General features: G+C 48.5%; 25 protein-coding genes and 1 tRNA gene. 12 read left to right on the top strand and 14 right to left on the bottom strand.

What is annotated here, in order from left to right; genetic code table 11:
• Positions 1–45: 45 nt before the first annotated feature.
• From ABWV55_RS05735 to ABWV55_RS05765, 7 genes are all read right to left on the bottom strand, one after another.
• Positions 46–606, bottom strand: coding sequence for a peroxiredoxin (locus tag ABWV55_RS05735; RefSeq protein WP_353291196.1), 561 nt, complete (start codon positions 604–606; stop codon positions 46–48).
• Between the two features lie 12 nt (positions 607–618).
• Complete coding sequence (rpmB, locus tag ABWV55_RS05740; protein WP_353291197.1) at positions 619–855, bottom strand: 50S ribosomal protein L28; 237 nt, start codon at positions 853–855, stop codon at positions 619–621.
• A gap of 80 nt (positions 856–935) precedes the next feature.
• The gene (gene htpG / locus ABWV55_RS05745; RefSeq protein WP_353291198.1) at positions 936–2,840 is read right to left on the bottom strand and encodes a molecular chaperone HtpG; all 1,905 of its coding nucleotides are present in this window, start codon (positions 2,838–2,840) and stop codon (positions 936–938) included.
• 713 nt (positions 2,841–3,553) lie between these two features.
• A complete protein-coding gene (locus ABWV55_RS05750) occupies positions 3,554–3,781 on the bottom strand; it encodes a ferredoxin family protein (protein ID WP_353291199.1) in 228 nt (75 codons plus the stop codon).
• Positions 3,782–3,811: 30 nt separating this feature from the next.
• Entirely contained in the window at positions 3,812–4,990 is a 1,179-nt protein-coding gene (locus ABWV55_RS05755; RefSeq protein WP_353292616.1) for an ATP phosphoribosyltransferase regulatory subunit, read from the bottom strand.
• Positions 4,991–5,012: 22 nt separating this feature from the next.
• Entirely contained in the window at positions 5,013–5,900 is an 888-nt protein-coding gene (locus ABWV55_RS05760; protein WP_353291200.1) for an inositol monophosphatase family protein, read from the bottom strand.
• Positions 5,900–6,271: a 2Fe-2S iron-sulfur cluster-binding protein gene (locus ABWV55_RS05765; protein ID WP_353292617.1), complete on the bottom strand. Its 372-nt coding sequence runs from the start codon at positions 6,269–6,271 to the stop codon at positions 5,900–5,902. The genes ABWV55_RS05760 and ABWV55_RS05765 overlap by 1 nt, the downstream gene beginning before the upstream one ends.
• Before the next feature lie 50 nt (positions 6,272–6,321).
• Here ABWV55_RS05765 and ABWV55_RS05770 point away from each other — a divergent pair.
• Positions 6,322–6,408 (top strand) — tRNA-Ser (locus tag ABWV55_RS05770).
• Between the two features lie 106 nt (positions 6,409–6,514).
• On the opposite strand, the gene pstB is transcribed toward ABWV55_RS05770, so the two are convergent.
• The 3 genes from pstB to pstC form a co-directional block, all read right to left on the bottom strand.
• Complete coding sequence (gene pstB, locus ABWV55_RS05775) at positions 6,515–7,333, bottom strand: phosphate ABC transporter ATP-binding protein PstB (RefSeq protein ID WP_353291201.1); 819 nt, start codon at positions 7,331–7,333, stop codon at positions 6,515–6,517.
• A gap of 71 nt (positions 7,334–7,404) precedes the next feature.
• On the bottom strand, positions 7,405–8,322 hold the full coding sequence (pstA, locus tag ABWV55_RS05780) for a phosphate ABC transporter permease PstA (RefSeq protein ID WP_353292618.1): 918 nt from the start codon (positions 8,320–8,322) through the stop codon (positions 7,405–7,407).
• A gap of 1 nt (position 8,323) precedes the next feature.
• Entirely contained in the window at positions 8,324–9,262 is a 939-nt protein-coding gene (gene pstC, locus ABWV55_RS05785; protein ID WP_353291202.1) for a phosphate ABC transporter permease subunit PstC, read from the bottom strand.
• A gap of 155 nt (positions 9,263–9,417) precedes the next feature.
• On the opposite strand from pstC, the gene dnaK reads away from it, so the two are divergent.
• From dnaK to murQ, 4 genes are all read left to right on the top strand, one after another.
• The gene (gene dnaK, locus ABWV55_RS05790) at positions 9,418–11,409 is read left to right on the top strand and encodes a molecular chaperone DnaK (RefSeq protein WP_353291203.1); all 1,992 of its coding nucleotides are present in this window, start codon (positions 9,418–9,420) and stop codon (positions 11,407–11,409) included.
• Positions 11,393–12,301: a DnaJ domain-containing protein gene (locus ABWV55_RS05795; protein WP_353292619.1), complete on the top strand. Its 909-nt coding sequence runs from the start codon at positions 11,393–11,395 to the stop codon at positions 12,299–12,301. Before dnaK ends, ABWV55_RS05795 begins: the two co-directional genes overlap by 17 nt.
• Before the next feature lie 83 nt (positions 12,302–12,384).
• Entirely contained in the window at positions 12,385–12,807 is a 423-nt protein-coding gene (locus ABWV55_RS05800; protein WP_353291204.1) for a DUF3110 domain-containing protein, read from the top strand.
• Between the two features lie 11 nt (positions 12,808–12,818).
• Positions 12,819–13,763 (top strand): N-acetylmuramic acid 6-phosphate etherase, encoded by a 945-nt coding sequence (gene murQ, locus ABWV55_RS05805; protein WP_353291205.1) that lies wholly within the window; start codon positions 12,819–12,821, stop codon positions 13,761–13,763.
• Here murQ and mtnP read toward each other — a convergent pair.
• On the bottom strand, positions 13,754–14,665 hold the full coding sequence (gene mtnP / locus ABWV55_RS05810) for an S-methyl-5'-thioadenosine phosphorylase (RefSeq protein WP_353291206.1): 912 nt from the start codon (positions 14,663–14,665) through the stop codon (positions 13,754–13,756). The genes murQ and mtnP overlap by 10 nt on opposite strands.
• 62 nt (positions 14,666–14,727) lie before the next feature.
• On the opposite strand from mtnP, the gene ABWV55_RS05815 reads away from it, so the two are divergent.
• Positions 14,728–15,171, top strand: coding sequence for a peptidylprolyl isomerase (locus ABWV55_RS05815; protein WP_353292620.1), 444 nt, complete (start codon positions 14,728–14,730; stop codon positions 15,169–15,171).
• Between the two features lie 17 nt (positions 15,172–15,188).
• Here the strand turns inward: ABWV55_RS05815 and ribBA are convergent, their stop codons facing one another.
• Entirely contained in the window at positions 15,189–16,790 is a 1,602-nt protein-coding gene (gene ribBA / locus ABWV55_RS05820) for a bifunctional 3,4-dihydroxy-2-butanone-4-phosphate synthase/GTP cyclohydrolase II (protein WP_353292621.1), read from the bottom strand.
• Here ribBA and ABWV55_RS05825 point away from each other — a divergent pair.
• Both ABWV55_RS05825 and argC read left to right on the top strand, forming a co-directional pair.
• The gene (locus tag ABWV55_RS05825; protein WP_353291207.1) at positions 16,713–16,934 is read left to right on the top strand and encodes a hypothetical protein; all 222 of its coding nucleotides are present in this window, start codon (positions 16,713–16,715) and stop codon (positions 16,932–16,934) included. The two genes, ribBA and ABWV55_RS05825, sit on opposite strands and share 78 nt — an antisense overlap.
• Positions 16,928–18,001, top strand: coding sequence for an N-acetyl-gamma-glutamyl-phosphate reductase (gene argC / locus ABWV55_RS05830; RefSeq protein ID WP_353292622.1), 1,074 nt, complete (start codon positions 16,928–16,930; stop codon positions 17,999–18,001). The genes ABWV55_RS05825 and argC overlap by 7 nt, the downstream gene beginning before the upstream one ends.
• On the opposite strand, the gene purN is transcribed toward argC, so the two are convergent.
• Positions 17,992–18,684, bottom strand: a complete 693-nt coding sequence (gene purN / locus ABWV55_RS05835; RefSeq protein WP_353291208.1) for a phosphoribosylglycinamide formyltransferase — start codon at positions 18,682–18,684, stop codon at positions 17,992–17,994. The genes argC and purN overlap by 10 nt on opposite strands.
• A 314-nt stretch (positions 18,685–18,998) precedes the next feature.
• On the opposite strand from purN, the gene ABWV55_RS05840 reads away from it, so the two are divergent.
• Complete coding sequence (locus ABWV55_RS05840; protein WP_353291209.1) at positions 18,999–20,696, top strand: signal protein PDZ; 1,698 nt, start codon at positions 18,999–19,001, stop codon at positions 20,694–20,696.
• Positions 20,678–21,604 (top strand): peptidoglycan recognition family protein, encoded by a 927-nt coding sequence (locus ABWV55_RS05845; protein WP_353291210.1) that lies wholly within the window; start codon positions 20,678–20,680, stop codon positions 21,602–21,604. The genes ABWV55_RS05840 and ABWV55_RS05845 overlap by 19 nt, the downstream gene beginning before the upstream one ends.
• A 398-nt stretch (positions 21,605–22,002) precedes the next feature.
• Here the strand turns inward: ABWV55_RS05845 and ABWV55_RS05850 are convergent, their stop codons facing one another.
• Positions 22,003–22,179, bottom strand: a complete 177-nt coding sequence (locus tag ABWV55_RS05850) for a hypothetical protein (RefSeq protein WP_353291211.1) — start codon at positions 22,177–22,179, stop codon at positions 22,003–22,005.
• On the opposite strand from ABWV55_RS05850, the gene ABWV55_RS05855 reads away from it, so the two are divergent.
• Both ABWV55_RS05855 and ABWV55_RS05860 read left to right on the top strand, forming a co-directional pair.
• The gene (locus ABWV55_RS05855; RefSeq protein ID WP_353291212.1) at positions 22,178–22,306 is read left to right on the top strand and encodes a hypothetical protein; all 129 of its coding nucleotides are present in this window, start codon (positions 22,178–22,180) and stop codon (positions 22,304–22,306) included. The two genes, ABWV55_RS05850 and ABWV55_RS05855, sit on opposite strands and share 2 nt — an antisense overlap.
• 28 nt (positions 22,307–22,334) lie before the next feature.
• On the top strand, positions 22,335–23,933 hold the full coding sequence (locus ABWV55_RS05860) for a glucose-6-phosphate isomerase (protein WP_353291213.1): 1,599 nt from the start codon (positions 22,335–22,337) through the stop codon (positions 23,931–23,933).
• The last annotated feature ends 41 nt before the right edge of the window (positions 23,934–23,974 follow it).

Below are 23,974 nucleotides of genomic sequence, written 5' to 3' on the forward strand. Positions count from 1 at the left end.
TTTCCCAATTTAATTGAAACACCTTTCATGATCCAACTAAATTGGTCAAACAGAAGTCTTATTTTGGAGATTCTTTAGAACATCTAACACTTCCTGGGCGTGACCACTTGGACGAACGGCGACCCAACGTTGCCGTAGCACTCCTTCAGGATCTATCAAAAAAGTATGTCTTAAAGAATAGGGCGCCATCCAAGAGCCATAGGCCTTACTGATCGCACCTTCTGGGTCGGAGAGAAGCGGGAAACTCAGCCCTTCGCTTTCACAAAACGATTCATGATCGTCAAGACCATCGGCACTGATACCAATAACTTCAGCACCAGCAGCGAGGAATTCGGGATGCAGCGCCTCAAAACCACGAGCTTCGATTGTGCATCCTCCCGTGAAATCCTTTGGGTAAAAATAAATGGCTAGCCAGCGACTCCTGTAATCCTCCAGAGACCAACTAGTTTGTTCAGGCTGCAAGCGGTTTGCTCCAGCTAGTTTGAATGTTGGAGCCGGTGCCCCTACGTTCAGAACATTTCCTCCGAGCGCAGAGACTCGTGAGGGCCTCAAAAATATAGCTGTCACCAGAAGACCGGTCCTGAGGATGAGATCTCGCCGGCGCACGTTCTTGATGGTTCAGAGTCTCGCCAGGTTAATGCCTAGAGATTTGGCATATGGGCCAAGACCTTTTTTCTGGATCGTTTTTAAAGCGCGAGTTGTAACCCGCAACTTCACCCAGCGCTTGCCCTCAGCCCACCAAAGGCGGCGCTGCTGCAGATTAGCCTGCTGTAACTTTTTGGTACGGATATGGGAGTGGCTTACGGCCATGCCATTGTTGGCGCGAGTGCCTGTGAGCTGGCATACTCGAGACATAGATCTTTCCTGTTGCTTAAGGTTGTTTTAAGAATCGAGTCAATAAATCTGGATCAGGAGATTACCAATAAGGTTGTTGATCATAGACCCCGCTGCAGCAAAGTTGCCATCAGCTCGATACTGCGACCTTGAAAGACTGCTAGCTCATTAGGCTTGAGACCACCAACACTGAGACGGGCCATATCATAGAGATGCCTTGCAAGATCTCTAGAAAGGCTCTGAGTCGGTGAGGTCCCGCTGCTATCCACAATAACATTACCCGTCTGGAGTTTGAGCAGTCCTTCCACCAAGGGATGGCGACGGTTAACCAGCAAAACGTGATGATCGGGAAGACCAGGGAGACGTTGTTCCATGAGTGCCCCCATATCATTAATGCGGCGCATTTGTTCCGGCAACAAAATCATTGTTGGCGGTGCCGCATCAGCTTTAAGCGACTGTACCTGAACAGTGACTTTATCGTTATTTAGAGCATCTTTGATCAGCGTGCGTAAGCTCTCGGAGTCAGTTTTGCCGTTCTGATAAGCAAGTTCTGACTCGTTTTCCTTGAGGCTTTCGTCAAGTTCAGCATCTACCCGTTGGAATTTGAGATCTGTGTAGCGATGCTCAAGCCAAGAGATGAACTGTGTATCAATCACCGTCTCTAGCTTCAATATTTCAGCTCCTTGAGAAGCCCAAAGGCTTAGAGCTCCTGCTTGGGAGACATCATCAGTACTGTAGAGAATTCGATTGTTGTTATCATTTAGTAAGCGACTTTTATAGCCCTCTAGTGTGGTAAAGGCTTTGCCATTAGCACCTATAGGGTCTTGATTGTCCCCATCCTTAACAGCTGCTGTTGTTCCAAATAAAATCGATTCAGAGATTTGATTAGCAAATTTTTCATCTTCCATGGCACCAATTTTTACGAATGGTTCCAGAAACTCCCACGCTTCTGCATAAGCTTTAGGATTATCTTTTTTAATATTGCAAAGACGATCGGACACTTTTCTCGCTACAAAACTACCAATTGATCGAACACGACGATCAGTCTGTAAAGCGCTTCTGCTGACGTTTAATGGGATGTCTGTTGAATCGATTATACCTCTTAAAGGAAGAAGATAACGAGGTACAAGTTCTTTGATAGAATCGCTAACAAATACCTGGTTGCAATAAAGTTTGATGCTGCCTTTTTCCCAGTTAGCTTGACTAGTTTGCTTCGGAAAGAAGAGAATTCCTTGTAAATTATATGGATAGTCCGTATTAAGGTGAATCCAAAGTAATGGATCACCTTGAAACGGATAAAGATAATTATAAAGATCAGTATAATCCCGATCGGTCAGTTCTTGAGCATTCTTGCGCCATGGTGCAACCGTTTTATTGATTATTTCTCCTTCAAGCTTTACCGGCACTGCCATAAAATCGCAGTAGGTATTGATCAGATTACGGATTCTTGCTGGTTCTATATATTCCAACTCTTCCTCCATTAGATGAAGAATCACATCGGTACCCGCTTCTGTACGATCAGCATTGGTCAGGGTGAAATTAGGTGACCCGTCGCAGCTCCAACAAACAGCTTCACTGTCAGGTTTTGCCGATTTGGTAAGCAGTTCAACGCGTTCCGCCACCATAAAACTTGAATAAAAACCCAGTCCAAAATGACCTATAATTGCGTCGTTTTCCTGTTTGTATTTCTTCAGAAAATCCTCAGCACTAGAAAATGCAACCTGGTTGATGTAGCGCTTCACTTCATCGGCGGTCATTCCAATTCCATTGTCGGAAATAGTGAGCGTTTTCGCTTTACGATCGGCGTGAATCTTGATTGCACCATCTTCTCCCTCGCTGCAATCAGATGCCATGGCAGCCATACGCCGCTTGCTAATCGCATCAACACCGTTGCTTACGAGTTCTCTCAGAAACACTTCATGGCCGGAGTAAACCGCCTTTTTTATGATAGGAAATATATTTTCAGTGTGTATTTGAATCTGGCCCTGCTCATTTAACATCGTCATGGTAGCAACATGAAAAACTAAACCTTAATAATAAAAGCTATTGATGCTCAATAGTGTTTTTAGAGGGGTCTCCGAACCAAACCGGTTGATGTTAAGCCCATAATATGCGTTTCAGGCGATGAGTATGACGTTACAGAACTGGAGGGGCTTTGCTGTTCTTGTCCCCCATCCTCTCCCTCCTAGCAACCATTCGTTCAACATCGAATTAGAGTGTTGCTTCTACCAGGCGCTATTAACGGCACTAGTCAGGCTTTTCTAATCTTCTTCTCGGCTGTTTCGATAATCTTCAAGGCTTCACAGTCTCTATCCGTCAATGTTGGCCTTTTAGAGTACTGTGTGGCGAGTATTGAATCTGCTCAAGTACCGTACTCGCTGTACCCGTTGTCATTCTCTTGATTTATTTTTTTGATCCCTACTTGAATAAATAATCAATGGGTCAATAGTTGCTAGAAGCGTGACACACGTGTTTATAAGCCTCATATTTGTACGTTTAAAGTGATAGCGCTTAGCAAAAATGAAAAGAGAGTAAACGACTAAAAGATCTTTATTTGTTAGCAATAACTAAATCGAAAACATTTTTACTCACGTAAGACATAGCCATAAAAGTCTATTTAGGTTTCCCCCACATGTTTTGTGATCAGGCTTTTACTTATTTCGATATGATCTGGAAGCACAGGTCACAAAAACTTTGTTTAGTTATGTACTCTGAGGATTTACATCGATGCCCTCTGGAGCTCCGGACGCTCTTCTGGAAGAATTGCCCCTTCTACTGGGCAAACTTGTAGACAAATTCCGCAATCAATACATGTTTGAAAGTCAATCCAGTAAAAATCTGTTCCTTTTTTATTTTTACCATTGCCCTGATTGATACAAGCTATAGGGCAAGCGTCAATGCAGTCGGCAATGCCCTCACATATATCGGTAACTATGGTGTGAGTCATGGTGGTGTTGCTTTTCTCTTTTAAGTAATCCTACGGACCGATCCAGTCTAGCTGAAGTTTCCCACGAGCTTGGGCGAGCAATTGTGCCTCATCCACTGACTTGATCGGATGCAATTCGATTACAGCTCCCCGACCAGATTCGTGCCAACCACGTTGGCGTTCAAGCGCCTCTTCCAGATTCGATTGTGAAGAGTAGACCACTATCACATCTGGCTCCGCTTCAGCCACAATACCTCCATCGGCCATAAGTTCTCGTATCGGATCTATAGCTAGGCTGAATCCTGCACCAAAGGCCTGATTACTGGGAGCACCACAACGCTGAACAAGATCATCGTAACGGCCACCACGGGCGATGACGACGGGAGCGGAGCGTCCATTACAAACTAATTGGAACACCCAACCGGTGTAGAGCTTAAATCGAGGTTGAAAACTGGGGTCGAGTTGGACCACGATCCCTTGTTCAAGGGCTGTTCGCCTCAAAAGCGTGCACAGGCGACTAAGGTCGTTAAACACGGGTTGCTGGCCGAAAAAAGTTTGAAGTTGACGTAGAACCTGCTCGGGGGTACCACGACAATCAAGCAAGGTCAGTAGTACTTGTCGCTCTTTAACCGACAACTCCATAGTCTCGATTGCCAATCGGTCAAAATGGATCAGAGCCGAACGCACAGCATCCCGTTTTGATCCTTTAAAGGGCTGGAGAATCAGTTCCATGATTCTGGTATGCCCTAAAAGAAGGCGAGGACAATTCATAGAACCAAGATTTAGAACAGCCACTGAAGCCATCAGCAGGCTTAGTAATTCCATCTCTGCTTCAATGGCTGCCACTCCAAAGAGTTCAACGCTGCTTTGCAGGTTTTCTTCGATACGCTGACCGCCCTCGTCTGCAGCCCTTGACTGGAACACAGTTCCCGAAGCCCATAAACGCATTGGGCGTGGTCTATTGGCGAGTCGAGTACTGGCTGCACGGGCAATTGAGGCCGTCATTTCCGGCCTTAATCCCAGCGGGTCGTCTGCCACAAGACGCACGATGTCACGGCTTGCAATAGCGCCGCCAGCCATCAAGGTTTTCATCCGTTCGATCCGCGGTGGTGACACCTCGTCGTAACCCCAGAGTCGAAACACGCGAGCGAGTCGCTCAGTAAGATTCCGATTGGTTTCTACTTGACGCGGATTCAGATCCTTTGCGCCAGCTGCCGGTTGCAGCGCCATCTTCGGAACATTCGCCTTGTGTTCAGGATCCCATAACCGTGATTTCGGGTGCTCCAAACGCCTCGCCGCTCAGCGGTGAAACCTGAGCAAGGACATTCAGTATAATTGGATGGAGGGATGGCCCCGCAGCAACAACTCTGCCGTTATTGATTTGACATACTTCACCTTCGTATCCACTGACACAACCTCCTGCAAGTTCAACTAGAGCCACACCTGCAGCTAAGTCCCAGGGGGATAAGCCGCGCTCCCAATAACCATCCTGTCTGCCTGCGGCTACAAAGGCCAAGTCAACAGAAGCGGCACCGCTCCGCCTTACGCCACGAGTGCGATGTGTAAACCAGCAGAATTCAGCATAGTTATTGTCTAGCTGCGAACAACGATCATAGCCAAATCCTGTTACAAGTAGAGACTCCCCAAGATGCTCACAGGAACTAGTCTTGATAGCGCGTTCATTGCAGAAAGCTCCGATTCCTGGTGCACCCCAATAGGTTTCCCCTAAAAGGGGGATTGCAATAGCACCAAGCAAAGGTTTTTGGTTAAAGGTAAGACCGATGGATGTAGCAAAGAAAGGATATCCGTGAGCAAAGTTGGTTGTTCCATCAAGCGGATCCACACACCAGCGCAGTCCATCTTGTGCGCCTATGGCGCCACTTTCCTCTGCCAAAACAGCGATGTCAGGAGTCTCTTTAGCTAGAAAGTCCAAGACAACCCGTTCCGCAGCAAGGTCTGCGTTAGTGATAAGGTCTCCCGCACGACCTTTATTTTCAATCAATGAGAGGCGGCCGTAGTGGCGCATGAGCTCGGCTCCGCCTTCTTCGGCAGCCCTTCGAGCAATGCTAACCAGCTGAGATAACCTTGCTTCTTCCAAAGAAGCCTCAAACGCTGCTGTGGTGGTGAGTTGTTGTTTCATTAATACTCCTCATCTAGGAGAAAGCCGTGGCCGATTTTGCCGTGACCAAAATGTTGTCCGAACTGGAGATCGTAAACTTCGTCTTCGTCTTGGGTCTCTGCCTCTAAAGGACCAATTGCTCTGGCAACGCATAAAAGCCCGTAGCCTTGGCCGCGGAGTTTGTGGGATAACCCTATAGCTTCCCCTTGGTCGAGAGTGCCGCTCCGAACTCTGACGGCACAGCTTGTGCAGCATCCATTGCGACAAGAAAATGGAAGGGAGTCCCCTTGTTGTTCAAAGCTCTGCAGTATGTACTCCCCTTCTGGGACCTTGTGGGTGATAGTGCGGTTCTGCTGCCGCCAGTGAATGGTGATTTGGTGGATTGAGCCCATGCCATCCATTCGGAAACGCCCTGCTACATTGGCATCTGGCAAAAGCCGGTGGAGAGCTGGCCGAGTGGTCGAAGGCGCAGCACTGGAAATGCTGTATAGGGGCAACTCTATCGAGGGTTCGAATCCCTCGCTCTCCGCTTTTCCAGCCCTTGCGCGCCAGTCTCTCTTGCGCAGATGCTGCATTTGGAAGACCTTGACGACGAGGATGAAAAACTTTTTAATCAGCGTCAGCTAGGCCAAGATTCAGCCGAAGCGACCGGATACATAATCTTGGGTAGCTTGTTGCTGCGGCGAGTTAAAAATTCCTTCCGTTTCGTTGAACTCGACGAGGTAGCCAACCTTTCCACTTCCACCTTCAACTGGCTCGGCATTATAAAAGGCAGTTACATCGCTGACGCGAACAGCTTGCTGCATATTATGAGTAACAATAACAATAGTAAAGTCTTTCTTGAGTTCGTGCATCGTTTCTTCGATCTTTAGCGTGGAGATCGGGTCTAATGCCGAACAAGGTTCGTCCATCAGAATCACTTCTGGTTGAATCGCAATTGTGCGTGCAATGCATAGGCGCTGCTGCTGGCCACCTGACAGAGAATACCCACTATCATTTAGCTTGTCTTTACACTCATCCCACACAGCTGCTTGTCGAAGTGAGCGCTCTACTAGTTCATCCATATCCCCTATGAACCCATTGATTCGCGCTCCAAAGGCTATGTTTTCGTAGATGCTCTTCGGAAAAGGATTGGGCTGTTGAAAGACCATACCAATGCGTCGTCGGACTTCCACTGGATCAACTTCTGGTGCGTATAAATCAGAACCATCAAATAAAACTCGACCCTTAAGTGCGCAGCCATCAATTAGGTCATTCATACGATTAAGAGAACGCAAAACCGTTGACTTACCACAACCAGAAGGGCCGATGAAAGCTGTCACTCTGCCACGTGGTATATCACAGAAAACATTTCTAACCGCCTCGGCACCACTGTAACTAATAGTCACATTTTGTAGTGAGATAATAATTTCCTCTTTTTTATTGTGTTGGATTGTTTTGGTGACGTTAACCATACCTCGTTCAGATAGCAATTGTTGGCAGAAGGAAGATTAATTGCATGCTAGATAAGTTCAGATTTGAAAAATTATTTAGAAGCAATTCGCACAAGTAAGCGTGAAAATAAATTAAGGCAAAAAATTAATAAAACTAGTATAAAAGATGCAGCCCATGCCAATTCATTTTGGGCTTTAAGAGGCATAATTGAGAAATTATGGATTAATACTGATAAAGTAGCGATCGGAGAGAATATGCTGTCTCTTGATAAAAGATCAGGCCAATAAGGAGAAAACAAGGCAGTGAAAATTAGTGGGGCTGTTTCACCTGCTGCACGAGCGATAGCCAGTACAATCCCTGTCGTAATAGGTGTAAGTGCCATTGGGAGAGTGATTTGTACGATAGTGACAAATCTTGAGGCCCCAACTCCAAGAGCGCCACGTCTAAGATCGTCGGAAACAAGCTTAAGCCCTTCATCGGTCGTCTTGATTATCGTTGGCAGCATTAAAATAGACAGAGCTAAGCCACCAGCAAGAGCGCTATAAGTGTGTCCAAATATTAATCGGTTAACCACGATTGTCCCGTAGATAAAAACACCAGTGATGATCGATGGAATGCCAGAAAGAGCATTTGTTCCGAACCGAATGAATTTAGCAAACCAACCGCTTTTAGAATATTCAGCAAGGAATATTCCTCCTCCAACTCCTATAGGAATGGAAACAAACGCGGCAATAGTTGTAACAACAAATGTTCCAAGTAGAGCATTGCCAATTCCACCACTCTCTAATCCGGGTGATGGTGGAAGTTCCGTGAATAAACTTAGGCTGATTTGAGACGAACCTTTGATTAAAATGTAGCTAAGTACAAGTATCAATGGTAGAATGGCAATCACCGAAAACAATCCGGCAAGCATCGTCATAATCTGATTGCCGATATTTCGGATTAAGTATGGATTGTAATTGAGGTCGGTTTTTTTATTAGTTAATTGATTGAAAATAAAATATATCATATCAGTATTTAAAGCTGAGATGTTTAACGAGCCACTGGGCAAAGATATTTACCGACAAAGTCATTATGATCAGGACGAAGGCGGCGTACATAAGCGATGAAACCTGTGGTCCATCAGCTTCACCAAATTGGTTAGCAAGCATTGCAGCGATGGTGTTACCCGGGGCCAGCAACGAAAGACTGAGGTTATTAGAATTGCCAATAATCATTGTTACAGCCATCGTTTCACCCATTGCCCGCCCCAGCGCAAGCATGATTCCTCCCACAATTCCAGATATCGCACCAGGCAAGATTACGTTCATAATAGCGCCCCATCTCGTTGCTCCTATACCATATGCAGCCTGTATTAATTTTTCAGGTACCTGATCTAGTGAATCACGAGAGATTGAAGTAATAATAGGTAGAATCATTATAACTAAGATAAAAACTGCCGGCAGTGTTCCTGGCCCCATTGGTGGTGTACTGAACAATGGGATCCACCCTAGATAATTGTGTAGGAATTCTAGAAATGGCCGAATGAATGGTTCCATCACAAAGATGGACCACAAACCAAGAACAACTGAGGGAATTGCAGCAAGGAGTTCCACCATTAAGCCAATAAGATTTCTAATTCGCCAAGGGATAATGTTTTGAGTAATAAAGATGGCAGTTCCTACACCAAGAGGTATTGCAATCAGAAGCGAAAGCAGTGATGTAACTAAGGTTCCATAGATGGCTGCACCTGCACCATATTCATCATCGATAGGGTTCCAGTTAGACGTAGTCAAAAACCTTAAGCCGTAGCGACCCATTGATTCGAGACTACCCCTAAACACAACTATTAGAATCGCAAAAAGAATTAAAGCAACCACTGAAGCTAAAGCGACCATAAGATTCTTGAACCCAGCGTCCAACAACTTTTCGGATCGTGGTCGATTTCGAAGAAGATATGGATAGTCCATGGTTCTGGACAGTTCCCGTAAGGTCGCACTTAACCAAAGTATCGCTGAGATCGCCTGAAGCCACTAAAACGACTTAAAGCTCGTTTTTTAGTCAAGATATGGAATGGATCTGATCTGGAATCGGCCGTTAGCTTGGGTTTCCACTATTTGCGGGTATGGGGCGGATCGTCGGGATCGATCTGGGGACGACTAATTCGGTTGTTGCCGTGTTAGAGGCGGGACGACCACACGTCATCGCGAATGCCGAGGGTACTCGCACTACACCATCTGTGGTCGGTTACACCAAGGACCAAGAGCTTTTGGTTGGCCAACTAGCTCGACGTCAGCTTGTCTTAAGTCCCCGAAATACCTTCTCCAATCTTAAGCGGTTTGTGGGAAGGAAATGGGATGAGCTCGAAGACAGTAGCCTTTCGGTTCCTTACACGGTTCGGGCAAATGATCGTGGCCAGGTACGTGTGCCCTGTCCTGTCACTGAACGCGAGTATGCACCCGAAGAGTTAGTTGCTAGCATCATCAACAAGCTTTCGGATGATGCTTCTAGCTATCTGGGTGAAACAGTTGAAGCAGCGGTTGTTACTGTTCCTGCCTACTTCAACGATACCCAACGTCAGGCAACTCGTGACGCGGGACGATTGGCGGGGATTTCCGTCGAGCGAATTCTGAATGAGCCTACTGCCGCTGCCTTGGCTTATGGATTTGATCGTAGTGCTACACGGAAGGTTCTTGTATTTGATTTAGGTGGCGGCACATTTGATGTCTCCTTGCTTCAGATTGCTAACGGCGTGTTTGACGTTAAATCTACCAATGGTGATACACAGCTCGGTGGCAATGACTTTGACCAGCGTATTGTTGATTGGCTGGCGGATTCGTTCGAGAAAAACAATGGTCTCGACTTGCGCCGTGATAGGCAGGCCCTACAGCGCTTAACCGAAGCAGCAGAGAAGGCAAAGCAAGAACTATCTGGTGTTTTAACAACACTAATCTCGCTCCCGTTTATTGCTACGGGGTCAAAAGGGCCACTCCATATAGAAACAAAGCTGGATCGCACCACCTTTGAAGGGCTTTGTCCTGATCTGTTAGATCGTCTTTTGAATCCTGTACAGCTTGCCTTACATAATTCCGGATGGTCTGCAGATGACATCGAAGATGTCGTTCTAGTTGGTGGAGGCACCCGAATGCCGATGGTTCAACAACTTGTCCGCACGTTGGTTCCGATTAATCCTTGTCAATCAGTTAACCCTGATGAGGTAGTTGCAATCGGAGCTGCTGTTCAGGCCGGGATCCTTACCGGTGAGTTGCGAGATCTTTTTCTAAATGATGTGACACCGCTTTCTCTTGGTTTAGAAACTGTGGGCGGATTAATGAAGGTTTTAATTCCACGTAATACGCCTATTCCGGTTCGTCAATCAGATGTGTTTAGTACATCCGAGACCAATCAATCTTCTGTTGAAATTCACATTTGGCAAGGTGAACGCCAAATGGCGTCCGACAACAAATCTTTGGGGCGGTTTCGTCTTTCTGGTATTCCTCCTGCGCCCCGTGGTGTTCCCCAAGTACAAGTGGCATTCGACATCGATGCCAATGGCTTGTTGCAGGTGAGTGCTATTGATCGGACCACGGGACGCAAGCAATCCGTTTCGATTCAGGGCGGCTCGAATCTCAATGAAGAAGAAGTAACGGCGCTTTTAGCCGAAGCCGAGGCAAGAGCGGACGAAGATCGTCGCACGCGTAATCAAGTTGAAATACGTAACCGTGCTCAAACCCTGTTGGCTCAGGCGGAACGTCGCTTACGTGACGCGGCGCTGGAACTTGGTCCCTACGGTGCAGAGCGTCAGCAACTCGCCGTAGAAATGGCCATCCGTGATGTGCAGAATTCCTTGGCGGCCGATGCTCTACAAGAGATTGATCTCTGTGTTAGCAGTTTGGAAGAGGCCTTATTTGGTCTAAATCGGCGCCTCTCTGCTGAACGTCGGACCGATGGAAGTCCCTTTCAAGGTATTCGCAGCACCCTGAGTTCGCTTAAAGACGAATTTTTTTCAGATGATTGGGATGACGATCCCTGGAGTGCCCCTAGTCGACCCTCCGATCGAAACCGTGGCACGAATCGCCGTGATTCATCTGCTTGGGACGATGACATCTACCGCTGATCCCGATTACTGGTCTCTGCTGGGAATCCAACCTGATAGCGATGCCGATCAACTCAAAAGAGCATTTCGTCGAGAGGCCCGTCGTTGGCATCCAGATCTCAATGGAGATGATCCATCTGCCGAAGAAAGATTCAAGCTTATTAACGAAGCCTATGTCGTCTTGAACGATCCGCAACGGCGTGACGCCTGGCAGAAAGGTCGAGGAGTTATCGCTGCCAATAGCGACTGTTTCTCTAATGGGTTTCCTGATTTTGATGAGTACCTTGATGTAATTTTTGGCACACAGAAACGGTGTAATCAGCCTGAGCCTGCAGCATCGTTTTTTGATCAAGAAAATAATTTCCAATCTTCGGAACCAACCGCGGCAGTTTCTCCACCACCACCACCAGTGCGGGCCGTGGAAGATCTTGAATCTTTGGTTGAACTCACACCAGATCAGGCACTTCTAGGGACGCAGGTAGAGTTGACCCTGGGTGATGGCACCATAATTCAGCTGAATACACCACCACTCGCTGGAGACGGCTGGCGTTTGCGCTTGGCTGATGTTGCCCCTGGTGGTCGTGATCATTTTTTGCAGTTGCGTGTAGTTACAGGGGAAGGACTACGTGTTGATGGACTTTGCATTCACTACAGGCTGGAACTCTTCCCACCCGATGCAGTTCTCGGATGCGCTGTTGATGTACCCACACTTGAAGGACCTGTGACGTTGCAGGTTCCCCCTGGATCATCTAGCGGACGACTTCTTCGTCTTCGGGGTCGTGGTCTCGGTTTTAACAATCAACAAGGGGACCAATTAGTTGAAATTGTCGTGGTTATTCCTGCGGATCTTGGAGAAGCCGAGCGCGCATTATACCGACGCCTCCAAGAGTTAGCGCTTGAATCTGAGATGTAGTGAGGTAACTCCGCGGCTCATCGAATTGGTTTATCTATTAGTCGATGAGAGACTTTGTTTAGTGTTTACTTGGTGGTTCTGGAATGCGCGTTCACGTGCTTTTGTTTGACGCTGGCACGGACAGCGAAGGCATTCATTCATTGGAGATCGCCGGAAGGACTGTGGTGTTGTTGTTTGAGAACCCAGAAGATGCGGAACGTTATGCCGGCCTGCTCGAGGCCCAAGACTTTCCAGCACCTACTGTTGAGAAGTTGAATCGAGAGGATGTGGAACTGTTCTGTCAAAATGCAGGTTATGAGGCTCGATTAATTAAGACCGGTTTTGTTCCCAGTACAGATGAGGAACGTTTGTTCATGGCACCCCCGGAATCCAACCGCGATACGAGTCAGTGGAAGGATATAGCTCCTCAATCTTTGGATCAGCTCTCGACCATTGATCCACCGATTGAATCCGAATCGAACCCTGAACTTGACGCGCTGCGTCAGCATCTCGAGGATTTGCTCTAATACCGGTCACTGTGTTTGACTCAAAAATCCAGCCTTCTAATGATCGTGGTCACCTGCTTACGGAACAAAGTAATCCTCGCAGTACCCAACTAGATCGACTTGCGACCACTGACCTGGTCAAGCTGTTTATTAAGGAAAATCGGTTTCCTCAGCAGGCTGTCGCCGCCGCCGCTAATGAGCTTACAGCTGCTGTCGATGCTATTTCAGATCGGCTGCGCCAGGGTGGGCGTCTTTTTTATTTAGGCGCTGGAACCTCCGGTCGACTGGGAGTGTTGGATGCAGCCGAATGCCCCCCAACATTTTGTAATGACCCCAGCCTTGTACAAGGGGTTTTGGCCGGAGGGAGCCCCGCCTTGCTACGAAGCTCCGAAAGCCTAGAGGACTTAGACGAGTCTGGTCGTGACGACTTGCATCGACATGGTTTTCAGACCGGTGATTGTTTGGTGGGTATTACAGCTGGGGGGACAACGCCCTACGTACTTGGTGGTTTGTTTCATGCACGCTCCATCGGTGCTCTTGCCATTGCGATTGCCTGTGTTCCATCAGATCAAGCCCCCCTGCCTTGCGACATCGACATTCGGCTTTTGACAGGTCCTGAGCTGCTAACTGGATCGACCAGGCTCAAGGCCGGCACCGCAACGAAAATGGCTCTCAACATTTTGTCCACAACGGTGATGGTTCGTTTGGGAAAGGTTTATGGCAACCGAATGATCGATATGGCGACAAGCAACGGTAAGCTAATGGACCGCTCACTTCGCATTCTAAGAGACCTAGTTGGTGTGAAGCGAGAACAAGGTCTAGCACTGTTGGCCTCTTCTGGAGGGTCGGTGAAGCTTGCTTTGTTGATGAAGGCAGCTGGTCTATCCAGAGATCAGGCCAGACTGGTTCTTGAACAGCATGATCAACATCTTCGTGCTGCGCTGGATTCGTGTGGGGTAACTCTTACTCAACTTTGATTGCAGGATCCCCAATAAGGAGTCGTAAGCAAATCCAGCTTGCGGCGAGTTTTAGGAGGCACATTATTTTTTGAAGTGATCAGAGCATTCGCCAGCGCTGTGTGCGCTGTGGATGCAGGACGCTCCTCGCATAAGCGCTGCGTGAACTTATGTAGAATAGCTTTTGTGGATGCGGTATTGGCTTGAAGGTTATCCATTGCTGTGCGCGCCATCACGGCATCGTGGTCCCGATGCCAACAATCGAAGTCGGTCACCATGCTCAGCGAGGCATAGGCCAGCTCAGCCTCTCTGGCTAGGCTAGCCTCTGTGTGATTTGTCATGCCGATAACTGAGCATCCCCAACTGCGATAAAGCTCGCTCTCTGCGCGTGTGGAGAACCCAGGCCCTTCCATACACAAATAGGTACCACCGCGGTGCAACACACGCCCGTGAGGCATAGACGTCTCTCCTGCATCTGCTAATAACTCACTCAGTTTGATACAGAAAGGATCAGCAAGACTAACGTGAGCTACGCAACCTTCCCCAAAAAAAGTTTGACGACGCTGTTTCGTGCGGTCGATGAATTGGTTGGGTATCACTATATCCCTGGGCTTCACGTTTTCTCGTAGCGATCCAACGGCTGACACTGAAACCAGCCAGCGCACTCCTAGAGAACGCATCGCCCAGATATTAGCCCTGTAAGGTACATCTTGCGGCAGCAGTTGGTGGTACTTTCCATGGCGAGCCAGGAAGATGGTGTCCATGCTTTGCAAACGTCCAATTCGGAGAAGATCTGATGGAGCACCAAAGGGCGTCTCAATCGCAAGCTCTTCTTCAGTTTCGAGTCCGGCTATTGCATAAAGGCCAGTTCCTCCGATAATTCCTAAGCGGGCGTTCGACAGATTGAGACTTTGGGTATTCATCCATGCTGTTCCGACTATTACATCCTGCCTTGTTCTTAGACTGGTCCTTTGCTCGTGCCGCCATGATCAAGGCCCTGATGGATACAGAGGCAGGCCTAATCAAACTCGAATTATTTGAAGCCGATGCTCCCAACACCGTCGCTAACTTCGTGACGTTGGCAAGAGATGGTTTCTACGATGGTCTCGCTTTTCACCGCGTCATTCCTGGCTTCATGGCACAAGGTGGTTGTCCGAACAGCCGTAAAGGTTCTAAGAGAATGGCTGGCACAGGTGGTCCTGGTTATCAAATCGATTGCGAAATAAATTCTCAAAAGCATCAGGCAGGAACATTGGCTATGGCTCATGCCGGCCGTAATACTGGTGGCTCACAGTTCTACATCTGCCACAAAGCCCAGCCTCACCTTGATGGTGTTCATACTGTGTTTGGTCTCACCAACAATATGAACGTTGTTTTAAAACTAAGTAAAGGTTCTCGTATAAATAAGATAACGGTTCAAGACGACTAAATCCCATTGGATTGGTGTCACATTTGAGCGTGACGCCAAAGCAACAGAACTGGACTAATCATCATTAGCTTGGCTTCCTCTTCGGTCTCCAAGTCGGAAAGCTGTCTATCCAGGCGTTCTAGCGTTTGAGGCGGATGTAACGCTATACGTTCGCTCGAAACGCGCATCAATCCTAATTCTTTGGTAGCCTCAATTGCTGCAAGTGCACGAATGAAAGGCGCAGGATTTAAACTTCCTGGAACGATTTTCCAAACAAACTGAGGGCAGTCCCAGAGGGCAAGCAGCCTGGCTTCATGAATGGGTTCTAGTCGAAGTTCATGCTTATTAGCCAGGGCTTCGACTTGCTCTCGCACGGCTGACCAAGACTCAGATTGCCCTAGAATTGTCATTGACAAAATTGTGCATGGGTTATTGGTTTCGAATAAGTGCCCGAGCTTGTCACGTTTGACAGCGAGATAACCAGCATTGTGGTACCCTGGATCCATAATAAGAGGCACACGTTCTTCGACTTGTAGGCCGTAGCCGCCTAAACCGGCAATTTTACGTGGGTTGTTGGTAAGTAACCGTAAGCGATGGATTCCGAGGTCAGAAAGAATCTGCGCTCCAACCCCGTAGTTTCGAAGATCAGCTGGAAAACCTAAGCGTTCATTCGCTTCCACGGTGTCCAGTCCTCCATCTTGGAGACTGTATGCCCTCAGTTTGTTGATTAATCCGATTCCACGACCTTCCTGTCGCAGATAAACCACTACCCCCGCACCCTCGATTTCGATTTGGCGAAGGGCTGCCTCCAATTGAGGGCGACAATCACAGCGGAGGGATCCGAATGCATCGCCAGTGAGACATTCAGAATGCATACGAACCAAGACTGGTTCGCTTAATGAGTAGAGACTTCCCTTAACCAAAGCAATGTGCTCAGAGCCGTCAAGATCATTGCGGTAACCAATCGCTTTGAAAGTCCCGAATTGGCTGGGGAGTTTTGCATGGGCAAGTCGCTTAACAAATCTCTCATTCTCGAGCCGGTAGCGAATGAGATCGGCAATGCTGATAAGCCTCAGGTTCCACCGATCGGCATAGACTCTAAGTTCGGGTAAACGGGCCATAGACCCATCGGTATTTTGTATTTCACAAATGACGCCAGCGGGACTGAGACCCGCCAACAATGCAAGGTCTACGGCGGCCTCTGTATGACCGGCGCGCTTCAAAACTCCACCTGAGCGGGCTCTTAATGGGAAAACATGACCCGGACGGTGTAGATCAGCCGGACAGGTTGAAGGATTCAGGGCGACCTGAATTGTTCGAGCGCGGTCGTCTGCAGAAATGCCTGTTGTGACACCATGCTCAATCCCGGCATCAATGCTCACGGTGAATGCAGTTTTGTTGGCATCGGTGTTGCGATTCACCATGAGGGGGAGATCGAGTTCATCCAAACGCTGACCTTTCATGGCCAAACAGATGAGGCCTCTGGCATTTGTTGCCATAAAGTTGATTGCTTCCGGGGTGGCGAACTGCGCTGCACAAATCAGATCCCCTTCATTTTCACGTTGTTCGTCATCAACAACCACTACACAGGCGCCGTTGCGAATCGCTACAAGAGCGTCTGCAATGCTGTCAAACCGGATCGGTTCGTCCGACTGAATGGAAGAACTAAAATTCAGGAGCCTGAGACCGTGGAATCAATTCTCATTATTGATCTCTATACGATCGATTGGTCTGTGAGCGCCCCATGGCAAGTAATAAACCGTCAACCATGGCTGAAATGGTAGGTGCAGCCGATGCTCGTGTTGCGGTCATCGGTGCTTCCGGTTACGGAGGGATTCAAATCATCCGGTTACTTCAAGGACATCCTTCCTTTTCAGTGACCTACCTCGGCGGAGAACGTAACGCTGGTCGACCCTGGAGTTCGGTCTGTTCATTCCTCCCGATTCCGGACGATCCACTTGTCCAACCGGTCAACCCTGAACAAATCTCCGAGGTTGCAGATTTTGCCATTCTTAGCCTGCCGAGCGGTCTGGCGTGTCGCTTAGCCCCACGATTACTCAATCGTGGTACTCGAGTTGTGGATCTCTCGGCTGATTTCCGTTATCGGTCACTGGACCAATGGATTCAGGTTTATGCCCAGGAAGCGGGCAAGCTTAATCGAGAAGATAGAGATCTTTGTCGAGATGCCGTGTATGGTTTGCCAGAATGGAATGGACCTGCCATCGCAGAGGCGAAGCTTGTTGCGGCACCTGGTTGCTTTCCAACAGCCAGCCTTTTGCCACTGCTTCCTTTTTTGAAACAAGGCTTGGTCGAGACTGATAGGATCGTCATCGATGCAAAGACAGGAACTTCTGGCGGCGGAAGGATTCCAAAAGAAACCATGCTATTGGCTGAGGCTGCAGAAGCTATAGCCCCCTATGGAGTTATTGGGCATCGCCACGCTTCTGAGATTGAGCAGATAGCTGAAGAGGTTGCCGGTCACACCATCCATATTCAATTTACTCCCCATTTAGTACCGATGGTAAGAGGACTTCTCTCAACGGTGTATGCGCGTCTTCGTGATCCAGGCCTGACAGCCGAGGACTGCACTACGGTACTCAACGCGGTGTACCGCCACCACCCATGCGTCTCCGTGCTTCCTGTCGGCACCTACCCCTCTACGAAATGGGCACGGCACACAAACTTAGCCTTTCTTTCAGTACAGGTTGACAGTCGTACCGGCCAATTAGTGCTGATGAGTGCAATTGACAACCTGATCAAGGGCCAAGCTGGTCAGGGTGTGCAGTGTCTGAATCTGATGGCAGGCCTACCCCCAGAAAATGGTCTTCCTCTACATCCTTTCTATCCCTGACGCCAGCGATGGGCCATCTGTTGCAACGTCGCAGGCAGTAGGATGTGCTCTTGCATTTGGATTCTCCTAGCTAGGGATTTGTGATCATCATCATCGAGGACTGGTACGGCGGCTTGAGAAAGAATGGGTCCAGCATCAAGCTCGGTGGTGACTAGGTGAACCGTGCAGCCGCTAATGCACACGCCTGCTTGGAGTGCTTGACCAACGCCATCCAGACCGCGAAAGCTGGGTAGAAGTGAAGGATGAATATTGATCAGCCGTTCAGAAAAGCCATTTACCAACACATCGGTAACAATTCGCATCCAGCCAGCCATCACTACAACATCGACCTGATTCGATTGAAATAAATTCACGAGCTGACGATCGAGAGCTTGCCGATTTGAATATCCCCGATGATCTACTACCTTTACAGCAATGCCATGGGCTTTTGCTCGTTTTTGTGCCATGCAGTCCGGATTATTTACCACTAAGAGCGGGATTTCCGCACTAAGCCAACCGGAGTTGATTGCTTGAATTAGAGCTTCGAAATTTGTTCCATTTCCGGAGGCCATCACACCAATCCTTAATGGAGGGCTTGTCGAGGGCACTATATTGACGTTGGGATATAAGAGGGCCCGGTCGGTAGGTTTTTGCTGACCAGGCTGGGTCAAATCAAGTAATTGGTTCATGTCCTGTCCCTGCATCCTGTCAACTCTCTAAGTGTGGCTCGATTATTTAGCTCCTGATTTGATCTAAACTTGTCTTGATCCAAAAAAGTTTCAAGCTTGATCAAAGTAACTATCTTGAGAATATCGGGTGATTGTTAGCTTATGCCGACATTTACCACTGTTCATTACGAGACCTACCCGATCAACTGTATTTGTCGGGCTGATAGCGGCGTTAGTCTCCACATTAGTATTCACTAAAACGTCATCGTACGCTGCTTTCTGCCGTCTATTGGAAAATCTAAAAAGTGACTTTGTAAGAATGGTTGAGTTAACACCTCGGCAGGGTTGACGTGAGCGGTTCGGTTCAGATTCGGCTTGACTTGAGCCAGCCTTCCACCCAAACGGTCTGGGTCCAGATGGAGTGGGAGCCTCAATGGCACCGCCAAATTCTGCAGTTTCCTGTATGGACGCCTGGGTCCTATACCGTTCGGGATCATGTGCAGCATCTTCACAGCCTCACACTGCACAGCCTAGGTACCCCTCTAAGCATCCGTCGTCTGGCCCCGCATAAGTGGCAATGCGACCTGGTCGATCTTGATCCGCTTACACTGACCTACGCGGTTGAATCACGAGACCTAAGTGTTCGTACGGGACTCATTGATCCGGATCTTGCATCTCTCGCCCTAGCGTCTGTGGTACTGGAAGTCGAGGGGTTCCGCTGGTTACCTCATCGCTTGCAAGTGGTAGTCCCAAATAGTTGGCAGGTTCATATACCCTTGACGAGGTTGGAACAGGGTTGGTATGCCGAGGATTTAGATGAACTCATCGATAGTCCGCTACATGCTGGTTTGTTTGGTTTCCAGTCCTTTACCGTCCAGGGGTATCGTCACGAACTTCTACTGATTGGTTCACATCCTTTTGGTTGGCCAGAAACATTTGTTGTTGATTTAGAGCGCGTTTGTAAAGCCACTTGTCAACTCATGGGAACGGCTCCACCCGCTGGCGACCGTTACCATCTCGTGCTGCAGCTCCTTGAAAACGGATACGGAGGTCTTGAACATGATTACAGCGCTGTTTTGCAGTACAGCTGGTCCGCTCTAGCAACGGATAAGGGATATCGAAAACTTCTTCAGCTAGTGGGGCATGAATATCTGCATCAATGGAATGTGAGACGCCTTCGACCAACGGAATATCGGCCTTATGACTATACCCGTCCGGTAGTTAGTGAAGGATTGTGGTTTGCGGAAGGAATCACCAGCTATTACGACTTGTCTCTTCCTCTATTAGCTGGTTGTAGCGATCGGTCCATGCTCTTGAGCGATCTCGGAGAAGAACTGTCAGCTGTCCTAATGACATCAGGAAGGTCGATTCAATCCCTTTCAATGAGCGCGGAAGAAGCTTGGGTCAAGCTTTATAAATCAACTCCAGCATCTCGAGACTCCCAAGTAAGTTACTACCGACTCGGCACTGCGGTTGCCTTTTGCTTGGATGTTCGCCTACGGACCCATGGATCTTCGCTCGCTCAACTGCTGCGCTACCTTTGGGAGCGTTACGGGCGAACTCTGCGGGGCTATTGTCGACAAGATCTGCATTGTTGGCTGGCTTCATTAGCTGATGGTATCTCTGCTGATCTTGATCATTGGCTAGATGACACTGATTCGGTTCCTCTGGAACAAACAGCCCAGTCGATAGGACTGAGACTCGTTCCCGTGCCCTCGAAGATGCCACACCATGGACTGACTTTGAAGGAGTCATCTGGTGCTTTAGTCATTCAACGTGTAATGCAACAAAGTCCTGGGATGAAGGCAAGCTTGGTTGTGGGAGATGAAATTTTAGGTCTTAATGGTTTTCGTGTTCAACACCTGGACACTATTCCCTTGCTGATGCGGAATCAGAAAGATGTGCTGGTTACCTTTGCTCGGCGCGGCTCGATCCAAGAAACGTATCTTTCCCCTGAAACAGGGGTGGAGCGTTGGTGTTTGGATTGGGATTCAGGTGCAACATCAGATCAGCTGGCGTTGCGAGAACAATGGTTTCAAATTCTCTAAACCGTAGCCTGAAGCAGGCCCCTGCGGCCGTTCAGAGCGGTCGATGGGTCACCATCTCTGTAATAACCATCGGTTCAATCAGTTGTTTGATTTTGGGCTGGTCCGTGATTAGGACCCAGATGAGGTCTTTGACAGATGATCGCTCGATTCTGCTGGAGTTGCTTGATCGAGTCAGCAATGGAGGCGATCATCGGCTGCGAGAAGCTCCATCTAGTTCTATACCACCGGCACCCCTTTCCCGTTCTTGGCACTCTCCTTTAGCGCGTCAATGTTCAGGACTAAATAAAGAGCTCCGATTCCGATTAGAGGATCTCCAGGAACGTTCCGATTCTTGGCGAACTTTTATTCCGATTGATCCAACCAATTTTGGTGAGCGATTTACCAGGGATGCATTCGGCCGCCGACTCGACGCCACACCCAGGATTATTGTTTTACATGAAACGGTGTATTCGGTTAATTCGGCCGTCAATACTTTCTTGACACCCCACCTGCGCGATGAAGACCAGGCGAGTTACCATACGCTTGTCAGCCTGGATGGGCGTGTTCTTGATCTCGTTGATCCTTTAAAACGTGCTTACGGAGCCGGCTTTTCAGCTTTTCTCGGTGAGTGGGCCATTACTAATAAAAACTTGAAAGGATCGGTGAATAACTTTGCTCTTCACCTTGGTCTGGAAACTCCACCTAGTGGCGCTAATGCTCATTCAACTCATAGCGGCTACACCCCCAAGCAATACGATGTCCTTGCCATTGTATTGTCGGGCTGGATGAGGGTCTTCGACCTGCCTCCAACAGCTATAACCACCCATAGCCACGTTGATGTGGGTGGCGAGCGGGCCGATCCTAGGAGTTTTGATTGGTCAGCGCTTCAGATGCGCCTGGCGGCTCTCGGGCATCTCTGTATTTCTTAAGCTCAGACTGGTTTCGGGTATACAGGCCCGCCCACCTTAAGTAGATTCAGGCATGGAATTTAGGGTCTTACGTATAGCGCAGAACCCGAGCTGGACATTCAAGTCTGCTGTTATGCAAATGGCTAATAGTGGCAATTACTTTGGCGCCTAAGTAGGAGTAGCTGGCTTAGCGCCTGCAGTTTCCCTACTAGAAACTGAACATTTCATTTTAGATCTAATACGTGCAATTAACAGCGGTCCTTCGCCAGGTTTTGAATGTTGAATCTTATCGAAAAGAATTGCGGTGATCAGCATGAGATTTACTCGATACTTGGCTACTTTTTTGAGAATTGTTGGCTTAAGCGCATGCGGTCGATCAAGCGTACGCAAACAGAGAGGCTAGAGTTTGATCCATTCTGTCAATAAGCATCCGTACAAGAAGCGTTTGCGATCGATGTACGCCAAAGTGCTGTTGCAGCATTTGTAACTTTTTGGCGGTGAAATCGATCGGGTTCAGGCGGCCAACCACAGTGGAAGGCTCCAGCATTGATGGATTCGATCTTCAACGTCGTTTGAGCAATCCCTAGCAAGACCATGGCGCAGGTCCCTATTCTAGGAAGCGCAGATGATCATGAATCGAGGCGTGACGCCAACGCGGAGGCATTGAAGCTAAGACTAATTGGACTGTTCAAGGGGTACGCATTCCGCCAGATCTTTGGATAGCTTCAGCTTGATCTCAACATCCAATCCCGTGAGCTTTCCGGATTTCAGCGCTAGTGACGCTCAAATTCAATGGCAGCGGTTTTGTGATCTGCTGTGGTACCACGACGACCTTGAAATGTGGCTGGATATCAGCCGAATGCATTTGAACGCTACGCAGCTTAACCAGATGCAATCGGCTATGAGTGTTGCTTTTTCAGCTATGCAAAGTCTGGAGGCGGGTGCAATTGCTAATCCAGATGAAAATAGACAGGTAGGTCATTACTGGTTGCGGTCTCCGCATCTCGCTCCTTCGGAAGCTATTCGTAGTCGTATTTCTTACGAGGTAGGTCAAATTGAAGCCTTTGGTCGTGACGTGATCCATGGAGTAATCAAGGCCCCCAACGGAGAATCATTTACTGACGTTTTATGGATTGGAATCGGCGGCAGTGGTCTTGGCCCTGCCTTGATGATTCAATCGCTTCAAAACAAGAATCAAGGACTTCCATTCCATTTTCTCGACAACGTTGACCCAAATGGGATGAGCAATATTTTCAGTGTTTTGTCAGAAAAGCTTAAAACCACACTGGTGGTGACAGTGAGTAAGTCTGGGACGACGCCGGAACCCCATTTAGGGATGGAGCAAGCTCGTTTTCGCGTTGAGGAAGCCGGTGGGAATTGGACTAGTCAAGCTGTCGCAGTTACCATGCTGGACAGCCTTCTAGACCAGCAGGCTCAACAAGAGAATTGGCTTAAGCGGTTCAATATGTTCGATTGGGTGGGTGGCCGCACAAGCATAACTAGTGCCGTGGGATTGCTTCCGGGCGCATTGATTGGCTGTGATATCAAGAATTTTCTATCTGGTGCAGCGCAGATGGATGCAGCCACTCGGGTAGTCGATATCCGTCGTAATCCGGCAGCTCTAATGGCTGCGGCTTGGTATGCAGCTGGCGATGGTCAAGGTCGCCGTGACATGGTGGTGTTGCCATATCGGGATCGCCTCGAAGTTTTTAGTCGCTATCTCCAACAGCTGGTTATGGAGTCCCTCGGCAAGCGTCTTGATCGCAATGGCAAGGTCGTACACCAGGGAATTGCTGTCTATGGAAACAAAGGTTCCACTGATCAGCATGCATATGTCCAGCAGTTGCGCGATGGAGTGGACAATTTCTTCGCTACGTTTATCGAAGAGCTGGAAGATATTCAGGGAGTCCTTGCGATCAAGGATGAGCATCCTGGTGATTTTCTTAACGGTTTCTTGCAAGGTACGCGCTCTGCGTTGACGGAAGGAAATCGACAAAGCATGAGCATCACCATGCGGCGCTTCGATGAACGTCGTCTTGGAGCTCTGGTTGCCTTATTCGAGCGCGCGGTCGGACTTTACAGCGAGCTTATCAACATCAACGCCTATAACCAACCCGGTGTTGAAGCAGGTAAGAAAGCCGCCGCGGCAGTTCTCAGGCTACAACAGAGCGTTGAAGGTTTGCTTGAAGACGGCTTGTCACGATCCGTGGCGGACATTAGGCACGCTCTTGGCGATGGCAACGATGAATCTATTTTTTGGATTATGCGTCGTCTCATTGCCAACAGAGACTGCTACAGTGCCCAAGGGAATTGGTCAAATCCCGCCGGCATGCGTTTCAACAAATCTTGAGGAGCTACCAACCGCTCCTCTATGCTCTAGGGATAGAGGAT

Source organism: Synechococcus sp. M16CYN (genome assembly GCF_040371545.1).
In the GTDB taxonomy this organism is placed as follows: Bacteria; Cyanobacteriota; Cyanobacteriia; order PCC-6307; family Cyanobiaceae; genus Parasynechococcus.